Origin of the sequence: Tomitella biformata AHU 1821 (assembly GCF_000524475.1) — a bacterium.
GTDB lineage: Bacteria > Actinomycetota > Actinomycetes > Mycobacteriales > Mycobacteriaceae > Tomitella > Tomitella biformata.
On the sequence record NZ_BAVQ01000022.1, the window covers coordinates 105,749 to 124,335 of the forward strand.

Below are 18,587 nucleotides of genomic sequence, written 5' to 3' on the forward strand. Positions count from 1 at the left end.
TCAGGGTGTGACGATCGCAAAATCCGGGTCCGGCTTGTCAAGGACCCCGACCAGCCGGCCGAGCGCCGTGATGTCCCCCTCGATCGAGATGGCGCCCGACCCCACCTCGTCCTGGAACGGTCGGCCGCCGATGAGCACCCCGATCAGCGACGGGCGCGTGAGCGTGATGGTGAGCTGCGCAGGCGGAATGGCGGCCGAGTCGACCACATTGTGGTGGATGAGCACCCCATTCCTCAGCTCTGTCCTGCGCACCCGATCCTGGTCGGTGAGCCGCCAGTCGATGACGAGGTGCTCATCCCAGGCGCGCGGGGCGTCCACCCGCAGCGACAGCACGTCGAACGCCTGCTCCACCGTGAGTGCGCCGAGCATGCTCGGCGAGCCCGCGCGGGTGGGCGTCCCCAGCGAGCCGTGCCGCAGCTCGTGCGCGCCGGTGAGGTAGAAGTTGCGCCAGGTCCCGTTCTCCGCGCCATAGCCGAGTTGCTCGAGCGCGTCGGCCTGCAGCAGCTTCGCCTCCTCGTTGTCGGGGTCGGCGAAGACGCAGTAGTTGACCACCTGCGCCGCCCAGCGGTAGTCGCCCTCCGCGAAGGCGAGCCGGGCCTTGCGGAGCACCTCGGCGGCCCCGCCCATGAACTCGACGTGCCGCAAAGCGGACGCGACCGGCGGGTGCTCCCACAGGTGCGCGGGATTGCCGTCGAACCACCCCATATACCGCTGGTAGATCGCCTTGACGTTGTGGCTCAACGAGCCGTAGTAGCCGCGGGTGTGCCAGGCATCGGCCAGTGCCGGCGGCAGCTGGAGTGTCTCGGCGATCTCAACCCCGGTGTGCCCCTGGTTGATCAGCCGCAGGGTCTGATCATGCAGGTAGCCGTACAGGTCACGTTGCAGCGACAGGAACTCCGTGATTCGCTCGGTCCCCCAGGTCGGCCAGTGATGCGGGGAGAAGACGACGTCCGAAGCCCCGGCATATAAGCCGATCGACTCCGTCAGATACGCGGACCACACGTGCGGGTCGCGCACCAGCGCCCCGCGCAGCGTCCCCAGGTTGTGCATCGTGTGGGTGGCGTTCTCCGCCATGCACAGGGCGCGGCGCTGGGGTAGGTAGAAGTTCATCTCGGCCGGGCACTCGGTCCCGGGCGTTAGTTGGAAGACGAGGCGGACGCCGTCGATCACCTCCTCTTGTCCGGTGTGGGTGATCTCGAGGGTCGGCGCGATGATGGTCGTCGTGCCGACGGAGGTGGTCGGTCCGAGCCCCGCGCCGACCGAGCCCCGCGGCCCCCGCGGCAGGGCCGCGCCGTACATATATCCGGCCCGCCGCGCCATCGCGGTGCCGGCGTAGATGTTCTCCGCGACGGCGTGCTCGATAAAGCCTGCCGGCGCCAGCACCGGACAGTGCCCGGACTCGGCATCCTGTGCGGTGATCACGCCCTGCACGCCGCCGAAGTGGTCGACGTGGGCATGGGTGTAGACCATCCCCGTCACCGGCCGAGGCCCGCGGTGCTCGCGGTAGAGCGCCAGCGCGGCCGCGGCCGTCTCCCTCGAGACCAGCGGGTCGACGACGATGACGCCCCGGTCTCCCTCGATCATCGTGATGTTGGAGAGGTCGAGCCCGCGGACCTGGTAGACCCCGTCCGTGACGGCGTAGAGCCCCTGCTTGGCCACCAGCCCGCTCTGGCGCCACAGGCTGGGGTGCACCGACGGCGGGCAGTCGCCGCCCAGGAAGTCGTAGGTGTCGCCGTCCCAGACCACCGCGCCGTCGGCGTCGGAGACGGCGCCCGGGCTGAGCGCGGCGATGAAGCCGCGGTCCGCGTCCGCGAAATCGGCGGTGTCCGCGAACGGCAATGTCGCCGCGGCCAGCTTATGTGCATCGAGGATGTGGCTGCTCGGCTCTGCTGGCTGCGCCATCTGCTGACCTCCGGGGGCGAGACGGATAGTGTCCCGCCTGATCCGAACATCATCGCACCCACGCGGCCGGCACACGCGGGAATCCGTGACGGCGGTCGCTACCGCTCCGACCAGACTCCCAGCTCGTTGCCGCTGGGATCGGCAAAGTGGAAGCGTCGCCCACCGGGGAATGCGTAGGGCCCGTTGACGATCCGCCCGCCTGCCGCCGTCACCGCGGCGACGCTGGCGTCGAGGTCCTCGGAGAACAGCAGCACCAGCGGCCCGCCGGAGCGGACCCCGTCACCGAGCGCGAGCCCGCCGACCTCGGCGTCGGTGTCCGCAGCGCCCTGGATGCCCGAGTACTGGGGCCCGTAATCGTTGAAATGCCAGTCGAAGGCCGCCGAGTAGAACCGCTTCGCGGCGGCCAAATCCGTGACGGTCAATTCGACGTAATTGATGGCGTGGTGTCTTCCGATGGTCATGTAGCGTAAACCTGCCATATGAACGATCACCCCGTGCCCGCACATCCCGGCAAGCCCCTGCGCCGCAGCATCGTGCTGGTGGCACTGCTGTTCTTCATGACCATGGGCTATGGCACCGTCACCACGCCGTTGTGGCCGCTGTATCAGGAGCGCGACGGGTTCGGGCCCACGATGGTCACCGTCATCTTCTCCATGTACACGCTGGGCACGGTGCTCACGCTGTTATTCGCAGGCAGCCTGTCGGACCGCTTCGGGCGCACCCGCGTGCTCGCGCTGGCCGCGGCTATCGGGGTGCTCTCGATCGCGGTGTTCTTGCTGTGGGATGCGGTGCCGGGCCTGATGCTGGCCCGCACCATCCAGGGCGTCGGGGTGGGACTGACCGCGTCGACGGCCACCGCCGCCATCGTCGAACTCGCACACGCGGGGGCGGCGCGCAATCCCCGGTCCACGGCCACCGCGTTGTCCACGGTCGCCAATCTCGGCGGCCTCGGCGCGGGCGCCCTCATCGGCGGGCTGATCAGCGAGTGGTTCCCCGCGCCGCTGGCCGGTCCGTTCCTCTTCTACGGGGCGACGCTGTCGCTGGCCGCGGTGTCGATGATGTTCGTCCAGGACACCACCCCAACCGCCCCGCCGCCCGCGGCCCCGTCCCCAGCCAAGCCGGCCAAACGCCGCCGGCTCGAGGTCCCCGCAGGTCACGCCCGGCGCTATTTCGGCGCGAGCGCGCTGGGGCTGACGGCATTCGCGACCTTCGGGATGTTCACCTCGCTGGTGCCGGTGATCCTCGTCGGCGATCTGCAGGTGCGCAGCCGCATCCTCGCGGGCGCGATGGTGCTGCTGGTGATGGGCGTCGCGGCGCTGAGCCAACTGCTCGTCGCCAACCGCTCCCCGCAGGCCTTGTCAGTGGCGGGTGTCGTCCTCTATCCGCTGGGTTGGGCGTTGACCGCGATTGCCGTCGGCACCTCCAGCCTCGCGATGTTCGTGCTCGCCGCTCTGGTCGGCGGGGCGTCCGCGGGCCTGTTGTTCAGTGCGGGGTCGGCAACTGTCGACTCCGTCGCCGATGCCGACCAACGCGCCGGAGCACACGCAGGCTTCTTCCTACTGGCGTACCTCGGGATGGCGGTGCCGGTCATCGGTCTCGCAGCGTTGAGCGTCGTCACGGGGAACCTGTGGGCGGTCCTCGTGTTCGGCGCGCTGCTGTCGATCACCGCCGTGGCGGGGTCCACTCAGGTCAGAGCCTCGCGAGATCGCTGATGAACGTGTCGGCGCGCGCGAGGTTCACGGCCATCTTCTCTCTCTTGCGCTGGGCACGCTGCAGATAGTCGGCCAACTTCTCCCGGGCACCCGCATCCTCGGGGGCGCTCGCGAGAATGTCGACGGCGTCCAGCAACTCGGCCATCTCCTCGAGGGAGAAGCCCAACGGCTTCATCGAGCGGATGACCAGCATCCGCTGCAAGTCCGCCTCGGTGTAGATGCGGAAGCCGCCCCCGCTGCGACTGGTGGCGGGCAACAGCCCGATGTCGTCATAGTGCCGGATGGTGCGCAGGGAGAGGCCGGTCGCCGCGGCCAAGTCGCCGATGTGCATGGTGCGCTGTTCCTTTCTACGGACTGCCCGCGAACTCTACCCTTACGTCAGGTTAGGGTTCTGGGGTCCGGTGGCGCTGCCGCCACCATCCAGGAACGGAGCCTTCCATGTCCACGGCCACGGCCAAGCTGTCGGGACCGCCCGCACCCACCCCCGACGAGCGGCAGTCCGTGCTCCGCACCCTGCGGTCCCCGCGGCTCCTCAAAACGGAGTTCCTGGGCGGACTCGTCGTCGCGCTGGCGTTGATCCCCGAGGCCATCGCGTTCTCCATCATCGCGGGCGTCGACCCGCGCGTGGGGCTCTTCGCCGCGTTCACCATGGCCATCTCGATCGCGTTCCTCGGCGGCCGGCCGGCGATGATCTCCGCGGCCACGGGGGCCGTCGCCCTCGTGATCGCGCCACTGGTGGCAAGCCATGGCGTCGACTACATGATCGCGGCCGTGATCGTCGCCGGGGCGCTGCAAGTCCTGCTCTCGGTGTTGGGCGTCGCGAAGCTCATGCGGTTCATCCCCCGCCAGGTGATGGTCGGATTCGTGAACGCGCTGGCCATCCTGGTGTTCGTCTCCCAGGTGCCGGAGCTGCTCGGCGTCCCGTGGCTGGTGTACCCGCTGACAGGTCTGGCCCTGGCCATCGTGTTCGGGCTGCCGAGGCTGACCACCGCGGTGCCGGCGCCGCTGGTCGCGATCGTCGTGCTGACGCTGATCACCGTCCTCGCCTCGGTCACGGTGCCGACGGTCGGCGACAAGGGCGAGCTGCCCGAGAGCCTGCCGACCCTGCTGCTGCCCAACGTGCCGCTGAGCTTCGAGACCCTCCGCATCGTGTTCCCCTTCGCCCTCGCGATGGCGTTCGTCGGCCTGTTGGAGTCGCTGCTGACGGCCAAGCTGGTCGACGACATCACCGACACCCACTCGAATAAGTCTCGCGAGGCGTGGGGCCAGGGCGCGGCGAACATCATCACCGGCTTCTTCGGCGGCATGGGCGGCTGCGCGATGATCGGGCAGACCATGATCAACGTCAAGGTCTCGGGGGCGCGGACCCGCATCTCCACGTTCCTCGCGGGCCTCCTGCTGCTGGTGCTCGTGGTGGTCCTCGGCGATGTCGTCGCGCTGATCCCGATGGCCGCGCTGGTCGCCGTGATGATGTACGTGTCCGTGGCGACCTTCGACTGGCATTCGATCAAGCCCTCGACGCTGCGGTTCATGCCCAAGTCCGAGACCGCGGTCATGCTCATCACCGTGGCGTTCACGGTCTCGACCGACAATCTTGCAATCGGCGTCGGGGCCGGTGTCCTCACGGCCATGGTCCTGTTCGCCCGCCGCGTCGCCCACTTCGTCACTGTCGACCGCACCCTGTCCGAGGACGGCGCCACCGCAACCTACGCCGTCGACGGCCAGCTGTTCTTCGCCTCCTCCAACGACCTGTACACGCAGTTCGAGTACGCGCTGGACCCCGACACCGTCATCGTCGACCTGCGCCGCGCCAATATGTGGGACGCCTCGACCGTCGCCGCCCTCGATGCGATCACCGCGAAGTACCGGGGCCGCGGAAAGACCGTGGAGATCACCGGGCTCACCGGCGTCGGCGCCCAGCTGCGCGATCGGATGGGCGGCAAGCTCGGCGGATCCTGACCACATTACGATGCGCGGGAGACCCCAACCCGATCGGAGCCGTCCCGCCGTGAGTGTCCCGCCCCGGTCGCAGGCCAAATCCATGCGCACCGAGATCATCGTCATCGTGGTCCTGCTGCTCGCCGCGGCAGGCTTCGGCGTCAAGCACTACCTCGACAACCGCGAGGTCGCGAGCGCCGCGCAGGTCCAAGACCCGGCTGTGCCCGAGCAGTGGCAGGACCAGGGCGGAGACCGGATCGGCGCCCTGGGCGACCAGGCCCGCCGCGTCGACGGCGACCCCCTCGCGATCGGCGCCGTGGACGCCCCCGTCGTCATGGTGGAGTACTCCGACTACCGCTGCCCGTTCTGCGCCAAGTTCAGCCAGGCCACCGTGCCGGTCCTGCTGGCCGAGTACGTCGACAAGGGGTTGCTGCGAATCGAGTGGCGGGACGTGCCGATCTTCGGCGAGCCCTCCCTGATCGCCGCGCGGGCGGGCCGGGCCGCGGGCGAGCAGGGCAGGTTCTGGGAGTTCAACACCGCCCTGTACGCGCAGGCCCCCGCCACCGGCCATCCCGAGTTCACCCCCGCGGATCTGCGCGCGCTCGCGCAGACCGCCGGAGTGGCGGACCTCGACCAGTTCGACGCCGACGCGGCCAGCCCGAGATACGACGACGCGATCTGGGCCGACGCCCGCGAGGCCCAGGACTTGGGGCTGATCAGCACCCCCTCGTTCGCGATCAACGGCCACCCCGGCATCGGGGCGCAGCCCACCGACGCGTACACGGACCTCATCGACCACCTGTTGAGCCTGGAGAATTAGCCCCGCTACTCCGTCACCAACCGCGCGCCGACCCTGTCGAACTCCACCCGCCGCACGTGCTCGCCGCTGACCAGGATGGTCGCCATCACCTTTCGCCGTGGCGGCAGGATCCGCACGGTGACGGTCCCGTCCGCGACGGCGTCGAGCTCGGCCACGACCTCCTCCGCGAGCCTCGTGTGCAACTCCGCGGGCCCACCGTCCATCCCCCGGTCGTCGAGCATCACCACCACGACGCCGCGGCTGCGCGCAGCCCGGGCCGCGGCGACGACATCAGGCCGCTGCAGCCCGGGCGCGCGCAGCCCGTCGCGCAGCCGCGCTTCCAACAGCTCGCAGGCCGTCCGCTCCTCGCAGCCGAGCGGTGCCCCCGACGCGATGCGCTCCAGGAGCGGGCGGGCCAGTTGGTCCAGCTCGTTGAGCTTGGCGTCTCGCGCCTCGAGCACCGCGGCGGTGGCGGCCTCGTCCGCGATCCGCCGGGTGGACTGCGCGCGCAGTTGGTAGATGGAGCTGCCCAACGGGCGGATCGTGTACGCGAAGAAGGTCGACATCAGCAGCGGGCCGGCATTGATGAACGACATCGCCACCCCGTGCATCGCGCCCTGGCCGGTCAGTGCCGACCACACCACGCACACCCCGATCATCGCCACAAAGCACAGCCACGCGGCGAGGACCCGGCCCCGCACGCACATGAACGTGAATAGCAGCGTGGACATCCCCAGGGGCCACATGGAGATGACGTGCTCAACCGGCAGGTCCAACTTCCACAACCCCAACCCGCAGGCGGCCGCCCCTCCCAGCCCCACCGCGAAGCATTGGCCGAGCGGCATCGGGTCCCCCGCGGAGGTCACCAGCACGTAGCTCGCGACGGACAAGATCAGGGCGGCGACGAAGATCGGCCACCACAGGTGCATATACGCACTGGTGAAAGCAGCCAACACCAAGCACGCGAGCATATAGATGCCCGTCATCACGAGTGCGGCGACGCTGCGCATCCCCAGCAGGTCTCTAACGTCCTGCCCCATCACGGCGCCGTCCACTCGAGCTGGACCCGGGCACCGCCGCCGGGCCAGGAGCGCACCTCCGCGCTCCCCCCGGGCTGGGCCGCCATGCGGCCGCGAATGCTCACCGCCAGGCCGAGGCGCAACTCGCTGACCTCGTCGGGGTCGAAGCCAAGGCCGTCATCCGAGACCAGCACCGACAGCCGCCCCGGCTCGATCCGCACCTCGACGTCGCGGCGGGCCAACGGCCCCGCATGCTGGACGCTGTTGCGCATCGCCTCCGCCAGGGCCCCGGCGATGGAGCGTGTCGCCTCCACCGGATACCACCGATCCGCGCTGAGCGGATCGACGTGCGAGACGAACCGGACGCCCTCGTCAACCTCCGAGGCCGCGGAACGCATGTGCGCGAGCACCCCGGCCGCATCGAAATCGCCTTCCAGCCCGTCACCGGCCCGGAGCTCGTCGAACCCCTCGATCGCGCGTCGCGCCTGGTCCGTGACGTTGACGGCGACGCCGCCCGTCCGCATCGCCGCGACCAGCAGGGTGGACAGCACCGTGTCATGGACCAGCGCGTCAAGCCGCTCGCGCTCCACCGACCGAGCCTGGATGGCGGCGGCGTTCGCGGCCGCCAGGTGCGTCTCCACGATGGTCGCGTCCAAGGTCCGCCCTGTGTGGAAGGCCATCGACGCCGCGGCCACGAACACCGCGCAGAAGGTCCAGCCAAAGGTCAAGTCCGGCACGATATCCGTCATGAACGGGGAACTCCGGAGCACATGGTCGCCCACCTGTACCAGCCCCACCGCCACAAACATGTGCGCGAACGCCACGACCGGCCGCCAGGCAACAGCCGCAGCCAGGCTCGCCACGCCGGGAATGGCGGAGGTCCAAGTGCTGAACTGCTCCGAGAGGTGGGTGCCATCCCAGGCGAGCCACCACAGCAGCACGACGGCCAGAAAACCCAGCGCGTTGGCCGCGGCGATCGAGGTGATCCACCGGGTGTCCCGCACGAAGCTCGACACGCCCAGCGCTACGCCGGTGCCGAAGATGACGACGACGGCGAGCACCGTCCACCACGTCGCCGTGATCTGGGCCAGCTCGCGGATGGCGTCGACCAGCAGGAACACGTAGAAGAAATAGCCGGCCCCGATGAATCGCCCGAACAGGCGCTGGATCTTCTCGTTCGACGAGGTGTCAGGGCTGGCTGTGGCATCTAGTCCAGGCATCACGGGCCCGCTATTCGAGGGGCGAGCGGACCGGGATCGGCAGATAGCCGTCCTCGAGCGCCCGCTTGTACAGGTCGGTCTTGGTCCGCGCCGGCCGGCCCGCGTTGGCGTACTTCTGCCGGATCCGCTGCAGATAGTCGTTGACCGTCTGGGCGGAGAGCCCAGTCAACCGCGCCACCCTCTCCGCCTTCTCCCCCGACGCGTATAACTCCAGCACCTCGAGCTGCCGGGGGCTCAGGCCCACGTCGTCGAGCTCTGGATCGCCGTCGATGGCCGCCGCCCACTCCGTGGTGACTACCAGCTCCCCCGCCGCCGCAGCCAGGATCGCGGCGACCACCGTGGCCGACGGCTCCGACTTGCGGACCACCCCCAGCACCCCGGCCCGTGCCGCCGAGCGCACGAGATACGGGTTCTCCGCGCCGGTGAAGATCAACACCTCCAGGCCCACGGCCCGCAACTGCTCGACGTTGCTCTTGGGCGAGGACCCGTCGGCCAGGCGCAGGTCCAGGATCACCAGGTCCAACCCCGCCGCCTGCGGCAACAGCTCTGCCACCGACTTCGCCATCGCCACCAGGTCCACGGCCGGCTCGTCGGCGAGCATCATCGACACCCCCATCGCCACAGACTCATGGTCCTCGACCAGCCCCACCCTGAACCGCTGCGTTGTCTTGCTGCGCATGACCGCCACCACCTCTCCCCACAGCCGCATATGGGAAGAAGCTATCAACTAGGCCAGATCCACATACAGGGAACGGAGGTCAGCACCCCCTAGGCGCTCCTCCACGGTCACCACCACCACGGTCACGTTGTCGCGCCCGCCCGCCGCCAAGGCCGCGGTGGCGATCCCGCTCGCGATCACGTCACTGCTGTCGGGCGCGCGCAGGAACTCCTGCAGTGTCTCGTCCGAGAGCTCCTTGGTGATGCCATCGCTGCACACCAGGAGCCGGTCGCCCGCCGCCATCGGCACCATCCAGAGATCCTCCCGACTGCTGCCGCCCAGGCCCAACGCCCGCGTGATGATGTTGCGGTGCGGATGGTCGACGGCTTGCGCGGCCGTGATGACCCCAGCGTCGACAAGTTCTTGAACCTCCGAATGGTCGACGGTGATCTGCCCAATTCTGCGATCCCGCAGCAGGTAGGTGCGCGAGTCGCCGACATTGACCACCATCCAGTACGGCACGCCCCCCTGCTCCGTCGCGAACGCGCCCGTGAAGGTGGTCCCGGCGGGAGTCCGCGAGGTGGGGTCGATGGCGGCGATCCGCTCGTTCGCGTCGCGCAGGCACTCATGCACTTGGGCGGCGGTCACCGCCGGCATCCCCACGAGCGGCGCGACGGCCTCCACCGCGTAGCGCGAGGCGAGGCCGCCATTGGCGTGGCCTCCCATGCCGTCGGCCACCACGAACACCGTCTCGTCGGCCAGGAACGCGTCCTGGTTGTCCCTGCGGACGCGCCCACGGTCTGTGAACGCGCCCCAACTCAAGCGCACTGACGGGACTGGCGGCAGCCGTGCTCCTGAGTGTTCGATGGCGGATCCATTCTTCGAGTGGATTTACTCAATCGGCAGATTCCCTGCGACCACTGTGATTCTCACACGAGTTGTGGGCACTGTCCTCGAGTTTTCACGCAATGCCACGATGTGGTCGGCATGCAACCCGATCCCACTTCCCTGGACGTCGCCCTTGGGCGTTGCGGCCGGGAATGAAAAAATCCCCCACCGTCCGAAGACGATGGGGTCTTTTCGTGCTTGTGGCCAGGGCCGGGATCGAACCGGCGACCTTCCGCTTTTCAGGCGGACGCTCGTACCAACTGAGCTACCTGGCCGGAAGGCATCGGCACGAAACCGACAACCTTTTGCGACCCTGACGGGACTCGAACCCGCGACCTCCGCCGTGACAGGGCGGCGCGCTAACCAACTGCGCTACAGGGCCTAGATTTACTGCTATTCTTTTTCGCTCTGCCTTGCGACTTTGCTGTGTACTTTCTATCATGCTCACCGGCTGGCTGCGAAATCCGCCCTCCGTGTCGTGCTCGTACCCCCTACGGGATTCGAACCCGCGCTGCCGCCTTGAAAGGGCGGTGTCCTAGGCCGCTAAACGAAGGGGGCCTGCAGGCTTTCACCGGCAATCACCCTCAACGGGTTCCGTTGGGAGCAGAGATAGCATAAGACACCGTTGCGGCAGGGGCAAATCGTCCCTGAATCTAGCCTCTGTACTGGGGTTATACCGTTCACAGGTCACTAGATGGCGCCCCGTGGCCGAGCTCCTGAGACAGCCGCCACACCCTTGCCCCGCCCCCAACCACACGCCCCTATTCGCCTCCGGTAATCTCTGCGATGCCCCTATAGCTCAGTTGGTAGAGCTACAGACTTTTAATCTGCAGGTCGCCGGTTCGAGCCCGGCTGGGGGCACCAGCGGAAGTCCCGTCGCCACCAGGTGACGGGACTTCTCCTGTTTTCAGCCACTCGAATGGCACGCCCGTGCGCAGCGCCCACAGCCGCACCGCGTGTAGCGGCATATTCGCCTTCCCGTTCATGTAACGGCCCGCAGTCTCCCGCGTGATCCCGAGGTACTCGGCCATCTCCGACACGGACATATCCGCCACCCGAAGCGCCTTACGCGCCCGATCGCTCAGATCCCATTCAGGGATCAACCCTGTCGCCACACCAGCGGTCATCCTCACCACACCCTCTCAAAATCGCCTGGACCTCATGTTCTCACAACACGATGACTCACGCCAGGCGTACGGCAATGGCGAAAGATGGACTTTCCTCCCTTCGTGATGCAATGATCACGATGTGACTATTCCCCCCGCGCTGATCTCAACTCGTGATGCGAGCGAAATTCTCTCAATCACGCCATCCGGTATTTCTCGCATGGTCAAGCGAGGCGGGATCACTCCTTCCCAAGTCCTGCAGCTGGGCGCGCGCGGCGTGTTCCTCTTCGACCGCGCCGAGGTGGAATCCCTTGCCGCGCAACGGAAAGCAGGCAAGGCGTGACCACCACGACACGCGGCTACCACGCCGTCACCGCTATCCTGGGCGCGCTCGCGCTGCTGGCTCTGTTCCTCCTGGACGGCACGGCGCTGTGACCGCCACCGAGCCCGGTGCCGGCGCTGGCCTCGTGGCCCTCGTGGGCAAGATGCACGATCTGGCCACCGACCGCGCGGCGCAGCTCCGCGAACGCGAGACGCTCCTGATCCACCTGATGCACGAGCTACAGACCGCGCTCCGCGAGTCCAAGCACAACCTGGACATAGACGGATCGGTGGACGCTCTCGCCGCGCTGCAAGAGGCCGTGATCGATTGCCTTCGGCGCGTGACGCTGTGACAGACAACGTGGTCCGTGGACCGTGGCCTCCCGCCGTTCCGGTATGGGCTGGCCCGAAGGTTCCACACCGTGACCGCGTCGGCCGTCTCGTCAAGTGCCTCGACTGCAAAGTCCCGTTCCACCCGCGCCGGCCGATGCCCGATGACCAGCTGTGCCGCGAATGCCGCGACGCCCGCACCCTGGCCGCGCTCCCCACGCTCTTCGACGAGCCCCCGTAAGTCACCCCGAAAGTCCTGCCGCCGTTGACATGTCCGGCCCAGGCGCAGATGCCTCACCCGCACTGTCACTGGCCGTCAGAGGGTTACGGGTCCACCATCCCCGATGACATGCGCGCACCTGGTAAAGGCGAACTCGGGCAGGCGTGCCGGTCGGCACAGTCGCGCAGTCAGTATCCCAGTCTCGACAGACGAGTAATCCCCGTTCTGTGACGAAGCGAAACCACACCGGCGGCTCCATACCGCAGACGTGTTTCGACGCGCTTCTGAGTCGTCCACTCAGGGGAGCGCCGCTCCCCGCCCAGCTTCCACCCGCAGATGGTGGACCCACTGCCCTAGACGCCACCACCCAGCCCTACCGCCGCACTACCGACCGTTCTAGACCTCACCACAACGAAAGGCACCTGATGACCTACACCGACCCCAGCTTCCCCGATGATGACCTGCTCGCGCTCTACGCGATCGCCACCACCGGACACCAGCAAGCCCGCGTCCTCGCCCTCGCGATCGCCGCCCGCACGGACGAGTTCCACCCCTCCGGCTCGATGCACGGACGGATGACCGACGCCGCCAATGCCGCGAACATGGCCGCGTCCGCCCTCGCCGAAGCCTCGACACACGTGGTCACCGTCCTAGGCGCGATCGTCTCCACCGAGCCCATCACCTCGCCCCTGGACCTCGACGCCTACACCGACGCCGGCCGCCACCGCACACAGGAGGTCGCCGAGCCCGTCGCCGTGGCCCAGCACGCCACCGACGTATTCGACGCCGAGCTGGTGGACGAGCCCGACCCCGGCCCGACCACCGCCGAGCTGGACGCCTTCGCCCGCGCCGACGAGGCCGAGGTAGACCTCGGCGACCCGTACGCCGTCATGGGCCAGTCGTACCTGCCGCGTGGCAACCCGCACGCCTACACCGCGCCGCCCCGTACGTACGTACCCGGCCACGTCCACGCCCCGCTGCTCGGTCGCTGATCGCCATGGGATACCTCCGACCCCGCACCCGAGAGCGCGTCCAGTGGGCCTGCCTGTTCCTCGACCGCTCTGGCGAGACCCGGCGTGGCGACCGTGCCTCCGCTGAACGCTGGGTGCGCGAGTCCGCCGGCGCGCTCCTCGTGTCGCGGATCGTCAGAACCGACGGAAATAGCCCCCCACCCCCCTGGTCGGTCCACCCCCGCCAGCCCCAGGGCAGGCGGGCACGTGGCTAGGCGCTGGGGCGGCCGCAGGGCGCAGGCCCTAACCCGCCTATGCCTGGCCACCTACGGCGACGTGTGCCACCTGTGCGGCAAGCCTGGCGCGACCACCGCCGACCACGTGCAGCCGCGCAGCCTGGGCGGCGGCGATGGCCTCGACAATCTGAGGCCAGCACACAAGGCATGCAACAGCAGCCGAGGCAACAGGCCTGCTGTCAGCGCTGCTCCACCATCACGAGACTGGCTAGGCCTCTGACCTGCACTGATGCAGATCGGCCCGCTTAGGCCTCTGACCTGCACTGATGCCGCGTTCTTTGAGCCGGAGAGGCCGCCGGGAAGCCCCGGACCTCTCATCCCCCCCCAGGCAAAGCCCCCGGGGGTTCCCCCCACCCCACCCCCCCGTACCGAAAGGCCGGCCATGCCTCGCAAGCCCGATCCCGACCCCGACCCCGATGCCATGGCCCTGTTCGCCGAGCCCGTCACCCACGGACGGCACGCGGCGGCCGGCGATCGCGCGCTCGCGGCCGCCCAGGACAAGGGACTGCTCGCCAACGAGGACGAGGCCCTGGCCACGATCATCCGCGCCGGCATGTTCGCCCTCGACCGCGCGGAACTGTCCGCCAAGCCGTACTACCCGATCGCCCAGCTGATCACCCCGATCCGCGACGCCCTCGACTCCGCGCGCATGACGCCCTCGACGCGCGAGGCGGCGGCCGACAACGAACTGGAAAGGCTGCTCCGTGAGCTGGGAACCCCTTCCCCTGCCGAGGCACGCGACCCCGCGGAATCCGGCTCGTAGGACGTTCGGGCCGCAGATCGCGAACACCGCCGCCGCCATGGGCACCCCGCTGATGCCCTGGCAACGGCTCGCCGCCGACGTGATCGGCGAGGTGGACGACCGAGGCCGGCACGCCTATCCGCTCGTGATCATCAGCGTCCCCCGCCAGTCGGGCAAGACGACGCTCGTCATGGCCAACTCTGTGCACCGCAGCATCTCCAAGCCCGGCGCGAAGGTCTGGCACACCGCGCAGACCGGGCAGGACGCCCGCAAAAAGTGGCTCGAGATGACCCTCGCGCTCGAGCTATCGCCGCTGGCTCGGCTCGGGACCGTCAAGAAGACGAACGGCTCCGAGGCCGTCGTGTTCGTCAACCGCTCGACGTTCAGCCCGCACCCGCCGACCGAGAACAGCCTGCACGGCGAGCAGTCGGACCTGAACAACATTGACGAGGCGTGGTCCTTCGATGACGCGCGCGGAACCGCGCTGATGCAGGCCATCGACCCCACCCAGGCCACCCGGCCCGGCGCGCAGATCATCATCTTGTCCACGGTGGGCACCGCCGCCAGTACCTGGTTTCACAAGATCCTCGACCGCGCGCCCGGCGACCCGCGCATCGCCCTGTTCGATTGGGGCATCGCGGACGACGTGGACCCGTCCGACCTCGACGCGATCGCGGCCGCGCACCCCGCCTACGGCAACACCATCGAGCGCGAGACCCTCGAAAAGGCCTGGGACCGGATGAAAGACACCCCCGGCGACTTCGCCCGCGCCTACGGCAACCGCCGCACCGGCGCGGCCGAGCGACTGTTCCCCGTCGCCGCCTGGCTGGCCTGCCAGACCGTGGCCCCGATGCCTGCCGGCGTCCGGCCCGCGTTCGCCGCCGCCGTGGACCGGGACCGCAGCTCCGCCGCGATCGTCGCCGCCGCGTATGGCTCCGATGGCCGCCCCGTCCTGGAGGTCATCGAGCACCGCCCCGGCGTCGAGTGGTGCGCGCCGACGCTCGCCGGCCTCGCCGGCCGCTGGTCCGGACACGCCGTCGCGATCGACCGGCACGGACCGGCCGCGACCGTCGCCGACGAGCTCGACCGCACCCCCGGCGTCACCGTCATGCCGATCGGCACCGCCGAAGCCACCACCGCCGCCGCCGACCTCTACGACCGGATCACCGATCAGGGACGCCCGCGCGTGCAGGTCCGCACCCACCCCGCGATGACCGCCGCCGCCGATATCGCCGGCCGCCGCTCGGTCGGCGACCGCTGGGTCATCGACCGGAAAACCCCCGCCGGCTCGGTCGCACCGCTCGAAGCCGCCGGCCTCGCACTGTTCGCCCTCACCCACGCCCCCGCCGCCCCGGTGGCCCCACGGATATGGACCGCATAATGGCCGAAATCATCATGGACACAACACGTTTCAGCGTCGTATGTGTCTGCTCCTGTGGCTGGCGCGCCCTCGACTCGCACCGCTCCGGCGCGTGGAAATCCGCCGCCCGGCATCTGAAGTGGGAGCACCGCGACCTCATGGCCGCCCGCGCCGCCCAGAACGCCGCCCGCAACTGCGACCGCCGGAAACGAGCGCACCGGACCGACGATATTGACCATGGGAATGCTCGACATGTTCAGAACAGCGGCAAGTCTGCCGGACCTGGTCGCCGCCCGGCCCACAGTGGCCAGCCCGTGGGCTGACACCACCCACCTGAACCAGGTTGTCTGGCCCGACATTCTGGGCATGGGCCATAATCTGCCGCTCACCCGCACCGAGGCCATGACCGTGCCCGCGCTCGCCCGCGCCCGCAACCTCATCTGTGGCTCGATCGCCCGCCTGCCGATCACCGCGTACATCGGCGACGAGCCGGCCGGCGCGCAGCCCGAGTTCCTGGACCGCACGGACGGCGCGGTCTCGCCGTTTCACCGGATGCTGATGACCGTGGACGATCTGCTGTTCTCGGGCTGGTCGCTGTGGGCGGCGCAGCGCGACGCCGCCGGCCACGTCACCGACGCCGCGCGAATCCGCATCGACCGCTGGTCATTTGACGAGAACGGCGTCGTGGTCCTGGACGGCAAGCCCGCCCCCGGTGAGCAGGTTGTGCTGATCCCCGGTTTCCACGAGGGCATCCTCACCTACGGCTCGACCGCGATCCGCCACGCCGTGAACGTCAACGTGGCATCGAACAAGGCCGCCGAGACGCCGTCCGCGAACCTGGAGCTGCACCAGACCAACGACGCCCCGATGACCGATACCGAGATCAAGGCGCTGATCGCGTCGTGGTCGGCGGCGCGGCGCGGCGAGAACGGCGGCGTGGCCTTCACCAACTCCGCGATCGAGCTCAAAGAGCACGGCGCGTACCAAGAGCACCTGCTGATCGAAGGCCGCAACGCCGCCGCCGTCGATATCGCCCGCGCCGCCGGCGTCCCCGCCGCTCTCATCGACGCCTCGTCCTCGCAGGCCTCGCTGTCCTACCAGACCATCGAAGGCCGCAATCAGGAGTTCGTGGACTACGGACTCGCGCCGATGATGGCCGCGATCAGCGCCCGGCTCGGCATGGATGATGTTGTGCCACAAGGTACTTCGATGCGCTTCGACCTCGAATCGTTCATCGGCCCGGCGGGCCGCGCCGTGGCCCCGCCCGATGACCGCCCAAGCCCCCCAGCGGCCGCCGCGCCCGCTCCCGCGCCGGCCGCTGGGGTTTCCACCGACCGAAAGGCGACCTCGTGAGTACGTCACAGAACGGCTGGCCCCTGATCTACGACTCGTCCGTGCTGGACCGATCGAAGGTCCCCGGCACCAACCGGCAACTAGAGCTGCGCGCCGGCGACGTGCGCGTGGTCCTGGACTACCTGTGCAGCCAGTTCGATCAGCGCGTGGAGGGCCTGGACGAGGCCCAGCGCGACGACTGGGGGCACGCCAAGCCCGTACCGATCCCCGGCTCCTCGTCCTACTCGAATCATGGTTCGGGCACCGCCGTGGACCTGAACGCGACCCGCCACAACTGGGGCGCACGCGGCACCTTCACCCCGGCGCAGCGCAACGAGATAGAGCAGATCCTTCGAGAGCTGGACGGCGTGGTCCGCTGGGGCGGGCACTACACCGGCAAGGCCGACGAAATGCATTTCGAGATCAACGCGAACGCCGCCGCCGTCAAGGCCGTGGCCGACCGGCTCAGCGGCAACCCCGCGCCGACCCCGCGACCGCCCTCGCTCCCGCTGCTCCGGCTCGGCTCGACCGGCGACGCCGTCCGCGCCCTGCAGGCCCGGTTCAATCGCGACTACCCGCGCTACTCGAAACTGGTCGTGGACGGCATCTTCGGGCACGGCACCCGCGGCGTGGTCCTGGAGTTCCAGCGCCGCGCCGGCCTCGCCGTGGACGGTATCGCCGGCCCGGCGACGCTCGGAAAGCTGGGCCTGTGATGATCACCGCGCTATTCCTGATCCCCGCCGTGCCGCTCGGCGTGTTCGCCGTCCTCGACGCCGGCCGCAGCGTCCGCGACTCCCGCCGCGTCGCGCACGCCATCCGCCCGCGCCACGTCGCCGAGGCCCTCCGATGATCGCGATCGCGTTCGCCGGCCTCGTCCTGGCACTCGCCGCGCTGACCGTGGCCCTCGTCGCCATCACGTGGATATACCAGACCGCCGCAGCCCTCCAGTCCGAATCCGAGACGCACGATGAAAAGTCCTGACTGTGACCGACACACCCGCCCGCCCGACGCAGGTCTCGCGTCCCTGGCGCACCACCGCGCGCACGGCGATACAGGCCGCGCTCGCATCGCTGCCGCTGATCCCGATCGCCGCCCAGGCCTTCGAGATCGACGCCTGGCCGATCGTCGCGTCCATCACCGCTGGCGCCGCATCACTGACCCGGCTCATGGCCGATCCCCGCGTGGACGCCTGGCTCACGCGCTACGCGCCGTTCCTGTCCGCATCCCCCGACACCCCCGGCCGACACAGAAGGGCCAACCATGACTGACGAGGTAATCCGGTTCGGCGGCTACGTCACCGAGCTGGCCGGCGCGGACCCGACCGCCGAGCCCGCCCGCCGCACCATCACCGGGCTGGCCCTGCCCTGGGACGCGATCGGCCGCACGTCCGCCGGCGCGGTCACCGTGGCGCGCGGCGCGGTCCAGCTCCCGACCGACCTGTCCCGCGTCAAGCTCCTGCACGATCACCGGCCCGCCGGCAAGCCCGTCGGCTACCTCTCGACCGTGACCGACTCCGACGCCGGCCTCGTGCTCGGATTCCAGCTCGGCACCGGCCCCGACGCCGACGCCGCCCTGGCCGCCGCCGCCGAGCACATCACCGATGGCCTCTCCGTGGAGCTGGTCGCAGTGCAGCGCTCCGGCGATGGCCGCACGATCACCGCCGCAACCCTCGAAGCCGTCGCCCTCGTCGCTGTCCCCGCGTTCAGCGATGCCCGCGTCTCCGCCGTCCACGCCCAAGCCACCACCGCAAAGGAAACCGCCATGCCTGAGTCCGTCACTGTCCCGAACCCCGCC

Annotated in this window: 22 protein-coding genes, 4 tRNA genes and 1 pseudogene; 16 read left to right on the top strand and 11 right to left on the bottom strand. The window is 69.2% G+C overall.

Annotated elements, in window-relative coordinates; all coding sequences use genetic code 11:
* Positions 1–1,902: an alkyl/aryl-sulfatase gene (locus TBIF_RS08675; protein WP_024794435.1), complete on the bottom strand. Its 1,902-nt coding sequence runs from the start codon at positions 1,900–1,902 to the stop codon at positions 1–3.
* Between the two features lie 98 nt (positions 1,903–2,000).
* Positions 2,001–2,363, bottom strand: a complete 363-nt coding sequence (locus TBIF_RS08680) for a VOC family protein (RefSeq protein WP_024794436.1) — start codon at positions 2,361–2,363, stop codon at positions 2,001–2,003.
* Between the two features lie 18 nt (positions 2,364–2,381).
* Here TBIF_RS08680 and TBIF_RS08685 point away from each other — a divergent pair, with 18 nt between their 5' ends.
* The gene (locus TBIF_RS08685; protein WP_051461432.1) at positions 2,382–3,614 is read left to right on the top strand and encodes an MFS transporter; all 1,233 of its coding nucleotides are present in this window, start codon (positions 2,382–2,384) and stop codon (positions 3,612–3,614) included.
* Here the strand turns inward: TBIF_RS08685 and TBIF_RS08690 are convergent.
* A complete protein-coding gene (locus TBIF_RS08690; RefSeq protein WP_024794438.1) occupies positions 3,592–3,945 on the bottom strand; it encodes a MerR family transcriptional regulator in 354 nt (117 codons plus the stop codon). The genes TBIF_RS08685 and TBIF_RS08690 overlap by 23 nt on opposite strands.
* Positions 3,946–4,052: 107 nt before the next feature.
* Here TBIF_RS08690 and TBIF_RS08695 point away from each other — a divergent pair, with 107 nt between their 5' ends.
* Entirely contained in the window at positions 4,053–5,573 is a 1,521-nt protein-coding gene (locus tag TBIF_RS08695) for a SulP family inorganic anion transporter (protein ID WP_024794439.1), read from the top strand.
* 82 nt (positions 5,574–5,655) lie between these two features.
* On the top strand, positions 5,656–6,372 hold the full coding sequence (locus tag TBIF_RS08700) for a DsbA family protein (protein WP_038170462.1): 717 nt from the start codon (positions 5,656–5,658) through the stop codon (positions 6,370–6,372).
* 5 nt (positions 6,373–6,377) lie between these two features.
* Here the strand turns inward: TBIF_RS08700 and TBIF_RS08705 are convergent, their stop codons facing one another.
* The 7 genes from TBIF_RS08705 to TBIF_RS08735 form a co-directional block, all read right to left on the bottom strand.
* Positions 6,378–7,391 carry a DUF8320 family protein gene (locus TBIF_RS08705; protein WP_038170506.1) on the bottom strand — a complete coding sequence of 338 codons (1,014 nt, stop codon included), beginning with the start codon at positions 7,389–7,391 and terminating at the stop codon, positions 6,378–6,380.
* A complete protein-coding gene (locus tag TBIF_RS08710) occupies positions 7,391–8,590 on the bottom strand; it encodes a sensor histidine kinase (RefSeq protein WP_038170508.1) in 1,200 nt (399 codons plus the stop codon). Before TBIF_RS08710 ends, TBIF_RS08705 begins: the two co-directional genes overlap by 1 nt.
* Before the next feature lie 10 nt (positions 8,591–8,600).
* A complete protein-coding gene (locus tag TBIF_RS08715) occupies positions 8,601–9,269 on the bottom strand; it encodes a response regulator transcription factor (RefSeq protein ID WP_024794443.1) in 669 nt (222 codons plus the stop codon).
* Between the two features lie 48 nt (positions 9,270–9,317).
* Positions 9,318–10,076 carry a PP2C family protein-serine/threonine phosphatase gene (locus TBIF_RS08720; RefSeq protein WP_024794444.1) on the bottom strand — a complete coding sequence of 253 codons (759 nt, stop codon included), beginning with the start codon at positions 10,074–10,076 and terminating at the stop codon, positions 9,318–9,320.
* A gap of 261 nt (positions 10,077–10,337) precedes the next feature.
* Positions 10,338–10,411, bottom strand: a tRNA-Phe gene (locus TBIF_RS08725).
* Between the two features lie 33 nt (positions 10,412–10,444).
* A tRNA-Asp gene (locus TBIF_RS08730) sits at positions 10,445–10,518 on the bottom strand.
* A 103-nt stretch (positions 10,519–10,621) separates the two neighbouring features.
* Positions 10,622–10,694, bottom strand: a tRNA-Glu gene (locus TBIF_RS08735).
* Positions 10,695–10,924: 230 nt separating this feature from the next.
* Here TBIF_RS08735 and TBIF_RS08740 point away from each other — a divergent pair.
* A tRNA-Lys gene (locus TBIF_RS08740) sits at positions 10,925–11,000 on the top strand.
* 56 nt (positions 11,001–11,056) lie between these two features.
* On the opposite strand, the pseudogene TBIF_RS26470 reads toward TBIF_RS08740, so the two are convergent.
* Positions 11,057–11,263 (bottom strand): annotated as a pseudogene (locus tag TBIF_RS26470) (helix-turn-helix domain-containing protein); the annotation flags it as partial.
* Between the two features lie 121 nt (positions 11,264–11,384).
* Between TBIF_RS26470 and TBIF_RS25360 the strand changes: the two are divergent.
* From TBIF_RS25360 to TBIF_RS08815, 12 genes are all read left to right on the top strand, one after another.
* Complete coding sequence (locus TBIF_RS25360) at positions 11,385–11,585, top strand: helix-turn-helix transcriptional regulator (protein ID WP_024794445.1); 201 nt, start codon at positions 11,385–11,387, stop codon at positions 11,583–11,585.
* An 88-nt stretch (positions 11,586–11,673) separates the two neighbouring features.
* Positions 11,674–11,916: a hypothetical protein gene (locus tag TBIF_RS08760; RefSeq protein ID WP_024794446.1), complete on the top strand. Its 243-nt coding sequence runs from the start codon at positions 11,674–11,676 to the stop codon at positions 11,914–11,916.
* Positions 11,917–12,538: 622 nt separating this feature from the next.
* Positions 12,539–13,105 carry a hypothetical protein gene (locus TBIF_RS08770; RefSeq protein WP_024794447.1) on the top strand — a complete coding sequence of 189 codons (567 nt, stop codon included), beginning with the start codon at positions 12,539–12,541 and terminating at the stop codon, positions 13,103–13,105.
* A gap of 294 nt (positions 13,106–13,399) precedes the next feature.
* Positions 13,400–13,579: an HNH endonuclease gene (locus TBIF_RS26200; RefSeq protein WP_268746906.1), complete on the top strand. Its 180-nt coding sequence runs from the start codon at positions 13,400–13,402 to the stop codon at positions 13,577–13,579.
* Positions 13,580–13,741: 162 nt separating this feature from the next.
* Positions 13,742–14,122, top strand: a complete 381-nt coding sequence (locus TBIF_RS23280; protein WP_024794449.1) for a hypothetical protein — start codon at positions 13,742–13,744, stop codon at positions 14,120–14,122.
* On the top strand, positions 14,064–15,482 hold the full coding sequence (locus TBIF_RS08785) for a terminase large subunit domain-containing protein (protein ID WP_235174601.1): 1,419 nt from the start codon (positions 14,064–14,066) through the stop codon (positions 15,480–15,482). The genes TBIF_RS23280 and TBIF_RS08785 overlap by 59 nt, the downstream gene beginning before the upstream one ends.
* Before the next feature lie 216 nt (positions 15,483–15,698).
* Entirely contained in the window at positions 15,699–16,814 is a 1,116-nt protein-coding gene (locus TBIF_RS08790) for a phage portal protein (RefSeq protein WP_084611623.1), read from the top strand.
* Positions 16,811–17,506 (top strand): peptidoglycan-binding protein, encoded by a 696-nt coding sequence (locus TBIF_RS08795; protein ID WP_024794452.1) that lies wholly within the window; start codon positions 16,811–16,813, stop codon positions 17,504–17,506. The genes TBIF_RS08790 and TBIF_RS08795 overlap by 4 nt, the downstream gene beginning before the upstream one ends.
* Positions 17,506–17,643 (top strand): hypothetical protein, encoded by a 138-nt coding sequence (locus tag TBIF_RS25660; protein ID WP_158506327.1) that lies wholly within the window; start codon positions 17,506–17,508, stop codon positions 17,641–17,643. Before TBIF_RS08795 ends, TBIF_RS25660 begins: the two co-directional genes overlap by 1 nt.
* Complete coding sequence (locus tag TBIF_RS26475; RefSeq protein WP_268746904.1) at positions 17,640–17,774, top strand: hypothetical protein; 135 nt, start codon at positions 17,640–17,642, stop codon at positions 17,772–17,774. Before TBIF_RS25660 ends, TBIF_RS26475 begins: the two co-directional genes overlap by 4 nt.
* Before the next feature lie 2 nt (positions 17,775–17,776).
* Entirely contained in the window at positions 17,777–18,061 is a 285-nt protein-coding gene (locus TBIF_RS08810; RefSeq protein WP_024794453.1) for a hypothetical protein, read from the top strand.
* On the top strand, positions 18,054–18,587 hold a 534-nt coding region (locus tag TBIF_RS08815), incomplete at its 3' end, for an HK97 family phage prohead protease (RefSeq protein ID WP_024794454.1). The genes TBIF_RS08810 and TBIF_RS08815, both read left to right, overlap by 8 nt.

Coding starts and splice junctions, on each gene's coding strand:
- TBIF_RS08690 (WP_024794438.1), bottom strand. CDS start 3,945: ATGCACATCGGCGACTTGGCCGCGGCGACCGGCCTCTCCCTGCGCACC.
- TBIF_RS26475 (WP_268746904.1), top strand. CDS start 17,640: ATGATCGCGATCGCGTTCGCCGGCCTCGTCCTGGCACTCGCCGCGCTG.
- TBIF_RS08680 (WP_024794436.1), bottom strand. CDS start 2,363: ATGACCATCGGAAGACACCACGCCATCAATTACGTCGAATTGACCGTC.
- TBIF_RS08715 (WP_024794443.1), bottom strand. CDS start 9,269: ATGCGCAGCAAGACAACGCAGCGGTTCAGGGTGGGGCTGGTCGAGGAC.
- TBIF_RS08700 (WP_038170462.1), top strand. CDS start 5,656: ATGCGCACCGAGATCATCGTCATCGTGGTCCTGCTGCTCGCCGCGGCA.
- TBIF_RS08770 (WP_024794447.1), top strand. CDS start 12,539: ATGACCTACACCGACCCCAGCTTCCCCGATGATGACCTGCTCGCGCTC.
- TBIF_RS08675 (WP_024794435.1), bottom strand. CDS start 1,902: ATGGCGCAGCCAGCAGAGCCGAGCAGCCACATCCTCGATGCACATAAG.
- TBIF_RS08710 (WP_038170508.1), bottom strand. CDS start 8,590: ATGCCTGGACTAGATGCCACAGCCAGCCCTGACACCTCGTCGAACGAG.
- TBIF_RS08685 (WP_051461432.1), top strand. CDS start 2,382: ATGAACGATCACCCCGTGCCCGCACATCCCGGCAAGCCCCTGCGCCGC.
- TBIF_RS23280 (WP_024794449.1), top strand. CDS start 13,742: ATGCCTCGCAAGCCCGATCCCGACCCCGACCCCGATGCCATGGCCCTG.
- TBIF_RS08705 (WP_038170506.1), bottom strand. CDS start 7,391: ATGGGGCAGGACGTTAGAGACCTGCTGGGGATGCGCAGCGTCGCCGCA.
- TBIF_RS25660 (WP_158506327.1), top strand. CDS start 17,506: ATGATCACCGCGCTATTCCTGATCCCCGCCGTGCCGCTCGGCGTGTTC.
- TBIF_RS08790 (WP_084611623.1), top strand. CDS start 15,699: ATGGGAATGCTCGACATGTTCAGAACAGCGGCAAGTCTGCCGGACCTG.
- TBIF_RS08695 (WP_024794439.1), top strand. CDS start 4,053: ATGTCCACGGCCACGGCCAAGCTGTCGGGACCGCCCGCACCCACCCCC.